2 protein-coding genes and 2 pseudogenes are annotated in these 4019 nt (G+C 59.8%); all 4 read right to left on the bottom strand.

Features of this window, described 5'->3' with window-relative positions:
• Positions 1–353: 353 nt before the first annotated feature.
• Positions 354–582, bottom strand: a pseudogene (locus tag EOA27_RS25725) (transposase); the annotation flags it as partial.
• Positions 583–605: 23 nt separating this feature from the next.
• A complete protein-coding gene (locus tag EOA27_RS25720) occupies positions 606–2675 on the bottom strand; it encodes a recombinase family protein (RefSeq protein WP_127257578.1) in 2070 nt (689 codons plus the stop codon).
• On the bottom strand, positions 2672–3151 hold the full coding sequence (locus tag EOA27_RS25715) for a hypothetical protein (protein WP_127257576.1): 480 nt from the start codon (positions 3149–3151) through the stop codon (positions 2672–2674). Before EOA27_RS25715 ends, EOA27_RS25720 begins: the two co-directional genes overlap by 4 nt.
• A pseudogene (locus EOA27_RS41585) lies at positions 3141–3471 on the bottom strand (IS110 family transposase); the annotation flags it as partial. The pseudogene EOA27_RS41585 and the gene EOA27_RS25715, both read right to left, overlap by 11 nt.
• Positions 3472–4019 lie beyond the last annotated feature (548 nt).

The following is a 4019-nucleotide window of genomic DNA, read 5'->3' as shown; positions in this document are numbered from 1 at the left end:
GATTACTACCTTAACTGGTGGATCCGGAAGGTAGGATCATGGTGGGTGCCCTTCATGGACGGGTTTGGTGGAAACCAGGTGTCCAACCTACCGAAAGACTTGGTCACCATCAAAATCGGGAACCACGCGACCCCGTGGCCACCTTATGAAGGCTATCCGCCCTCCGGCTCATGACAGAGGGACGCCGGAAGCCCGCGGCCCGTTAGACCGACGATTGCAGCGCGTGCCGCTTCCGGCGCGCGACGCCGGATGAACTTGTGGGCGCTTAAGCGATCCGCTCAGGCAGATCAGATCGAACCAGCGTCACGCCGTAAAGAATCGCAAGGCGCAAACGATCTGGTTCAACGCGCCCACGAGAACCGCGTGGCGCGCGTCAACATGATATGCGCCGCTTCATAGAGCGCGGTGCGCATCGTGGCATCGCCGACCTTGGTAATGCCGCCGTCGATGTCGGTCTCGCCGGATTGATATTTCTTGGGCATCAGTCCGAAATACGCCCCGACGGTTCGGGATTTGGCAAACCGCCCCGGATTGTCGACCGCCGAGCGATAAGGTGACTGCAACCAGGGCCCCTGGTCCCACGTCATAATGCCCATCTCGTTAAGCTATTGAAAGACAAGGGTCTTCTGATCCGAATCTGATGATGGCGGCCCCTTGGAGCACGACTTGATCCGCTCGATCAGATGCGAATCTTCGATATTTCCTCGTTTGATAACCCAAGGTGCGCCCATGCAATATTGCTGGGCAGGGATGATGCCGGCGCGAATCTGGCGAAGGACCGTCGCAGGGCTCAGATTGAGCATGCTGGCGGCTTCAGTCAACGTGACTTCGCCGCGCTCGGCCCATTCGCCATCCCTGTAGACCGCGATGTCGTGCGTATTGCGGAAGCCCCGGACACGCGACTGTGTCCATCCATTCGATCGACCTGTCCGCTTTCCCATCCGGTTGAGCATGCCGGCAATGGCCTTGTCAGGCATCATTCGTGCGCAGGCGCGGATCAACTCCACCGTCTCAGGCTCGACGCACCACCGCGTCTGACCCCGCCGGTTCTTTCTCACCGTTAGGCTGGTGTGATCGCCACCCTGCCAATGCAACAACAAATGAACCTCGTCACCCTCGACCTGTGCCACGATCTCGCGCAACACGACCCGGACGATACGCTTGCGCGTGACGGAAGTGGCCGCCGGATGATGCCAGGCAGCCTCCAGATCGGCCCCCATTTGCAATAGACGCTGGCGCTCCTCGACGCCCAAAGCTGCCGGCCGCTGTCGCAGCAGGGCCTCCAATTCTTCCTCGAGAGCGCGTACGCTCGCGAGGGCGCCATTCCACCGTCGCTCAAGTTCGCCAGCTACCAGACGATTGTCGGGGTCGACCGTGTCATACTGTCGGTGCGCCCTGGTTGCCTCATATCGCGCCTGTTCGATCGCCAACTCGATCTGGCGCTGTTTTTCGCCAGACTGGTGCTCGCACTGCGTGATCGCTTGGATGGCCGCTTCAACGCCGAGCGGCTGCAGCAACCGCACGATCTCGACACCCACCGCTTCGTCGACGCGCAGTGCGCCGAACGAGATACAGGGATCACCGCCAGGGTTGCTTCGGGTGGCGTCACACTTATAGCGGCCGACATCGCCCTTGGTGCCGTTGTAGCTGACAAGCAGGCGGCGGCCGCAATGGCCGCAGCGCAGCAGGCCCGCGAGCAAAGCCTCCCCCTTGCGCACCGGCCCGCGCACCATCATGCCCTTGCCGTTGGCATTGTCAGCGATCAGCCGTTGGTTCCTTTCAAACTCCGCCCAGGACAAATAGCCTTCGTGATGGTCAACGAGCAAGACAGCCCAATCTGAACGATCTTTGCGACGGCCGCGCACGATTCGCTTGCGGCCGTTTTCGATTATCGTCCGACTTCCGGTTCGGCCAAAGGCGTAAGCGCCGGCATAAACAGGATTGGTGAGAAGATTGCTCACCGTCGCATAGACCGGAAGCTTCCACAGCACCTGCCGTTGTCCGGAGTTCCTGGAGTTGAGGTACGGCAGCGCGATCTGGTCGCTTCGAAGCGACAAGAACACCTGGCGGATGCTTTGCATTTCGGCAAAGCGGGTGAAGACCAACCCGATCGCCTCTCGCACACGCAGGTCTGGATCCATTTCGATCTTGTCGCGGCCCATTTTCATATAGCCGCCAGCTACCGTGAAGAAGAGCTCGCCCCGCCGTGCCTTCTGCTTCAAGGCTTCCATCGAACGGGCCCGCAGGAGCGACAGTTCGAGTTCGCTCATCGTCCCTTTCATGCCCAGCAACAACCGATCGTTTGGATGGCGTGGTTCATAGATTCCATCCTCATCGACAATCACCGTGCCAACCAGTCCGCAAAATTCGATCAGCGTGTGCCAGTCGCGTCCATTGCGCGCCAGACGCGACACTTCGATCGCAAAGACGGCACCGACGCGGCCTTCGCAGATCGCTGCCAACAGCTTCTCGAAGCCCGGACGACTGACGCCCGACCCCGAGCGGCCAAGGTCGTCGTCGATGACTGTCACATCCGTCCAGCCAAGAGCATGGGCACGGTCGGCAAGTCCATATTGACGCCGCCGGCTCTCATGATTGTTGGCAAGCTGATCGACGGTGGATTGCCGAATGTAGATGAAGGCGCCGCGCGCCAGGTGGTCAGACGTGATCTTCATCGCCGGCCTCCGTCACTGCGGGGACGCTGAGTGTTTCCGACAGCAGCGCGCTCACCAGTGGCAATAGCTTCGTCCGCTCGGACGCTGCTACCGGCACCGGTGGGGTCTTGGGCACGAAGAGATCGAATTGGCGGTGACAGGGTTGCCGTTGCTTCATGCTTGTCTCCTCCTTCGTGACGGGAATCGTCACGCAGCAAGGTTAGACAGGCATCAAGCTCAAGACGAAATTCGTGCAGATACGCCAGCGGCAGACGGGGACGCTCCGTCATCATCATCGCCTTCGCTTGATCTTCCGTCATCCAGATCGGCAGATGCGCCAGGGTGCCGTCAGGCTGGCGGATGGTCAGACTGACCTCGTCACCACGACGATTGCGCCCGGCAACAGTAACCGTTTCCCCGTAACGGGGATGGAATCGGTAACGGATAATCGTCTCGCCCGACTGATAGCGGGTATTATGAAGCTGTTGCCCCGACACCAGGCGCGCTCATCAGCCGCTGGCAGACAGATCGGCACGGACGATCTTCAGCATCGCGCGGTGCAGCTGGATAAACTCGTTCCACAATACGGCCCGGGCCTGCAACATCGCGCCGATCACCGTCGCAAGCATGTCATGGCCTTCGATGAGATCGGGATTGCGCGCCTCGAAACGCCCCCGGCTCACCTCGCCAACCTTGAGCCCGTAACCGCGTAGGATTCCGCGATGCTGAGCTCGACGTCGAGCAGCTTGGCCTGCAACAGCTTGCGGCCGACCAGCAGTGCTCGCACCTCCTGAGCATTTGCAGACTTGGCGTGCACAGGGGCCGAATACGGCTGCGCTGTTGAACTGGTCTGCAATCTCGCGGCGCATCGAGAGCCTCGCCTTCGATATTAGTCCATACTCTCCGCACCCATTTTGCAGCGTTCCTGGCTCGAGAAATCGCAGGGGGAACTCGAACTCGATTGATGCAGCGAAATTTTAGTTGCCTTACAGTTTATGATATGGTTCATTTGATTTGAATGACATAACACACTTATAGGGGAGCAGAGATGCGCATCGACATGCTCTTCGAGAGCCAAGCAGCCTTAATCCCGACGATAACGCTGTTCCAGTCCGCCAGGGGCCGCCCTGCGGAGTATAGCCTCCGTAGACCGTTCCTTCTGTCCGGTCTGGCATTCCCATCAGTGGTCATAGCGCGCCGGCCTGAAAGCTCGACACCGTGACCAGCGAGTGGGACCGGTTGGCTGGAACTTGTGATTGGAATCCTGAAGCCTATCCGCGCCCGTCACACTACAATCCCCGTGCGACTGATACGCCTGACATGCTCTTGGGAATGATGGAGGCCTTCTTCACTGGGAATATGAGG

Source organism: Mesorhizobium sp. M2A.F.Ca.ET.037.01.1.1 (assembly GCF_003998075.1).
Taxonomy (GTDB): Bacteria; Pseudomonadota; Alphaproteobacteria; order Rhizobiales; family Rhizobiaceae; genus Mesorhizobium.
The sequence above is the reverse complement of the archived record's forward strand: the minus strand, read 5'-3'. Positions and strand labels throughout refer to the sequence as shown.

Bases quoted from the DNA above. Each gene is read 5' to 3' on its own strand.
- EOA27_RS25720 (WP_127257578.1), bottom strand. From the start codon at position 2,675: ATGAAGATCACGTCTGACCACCTGGCGCGCGGCGCCTTCATCTACATT.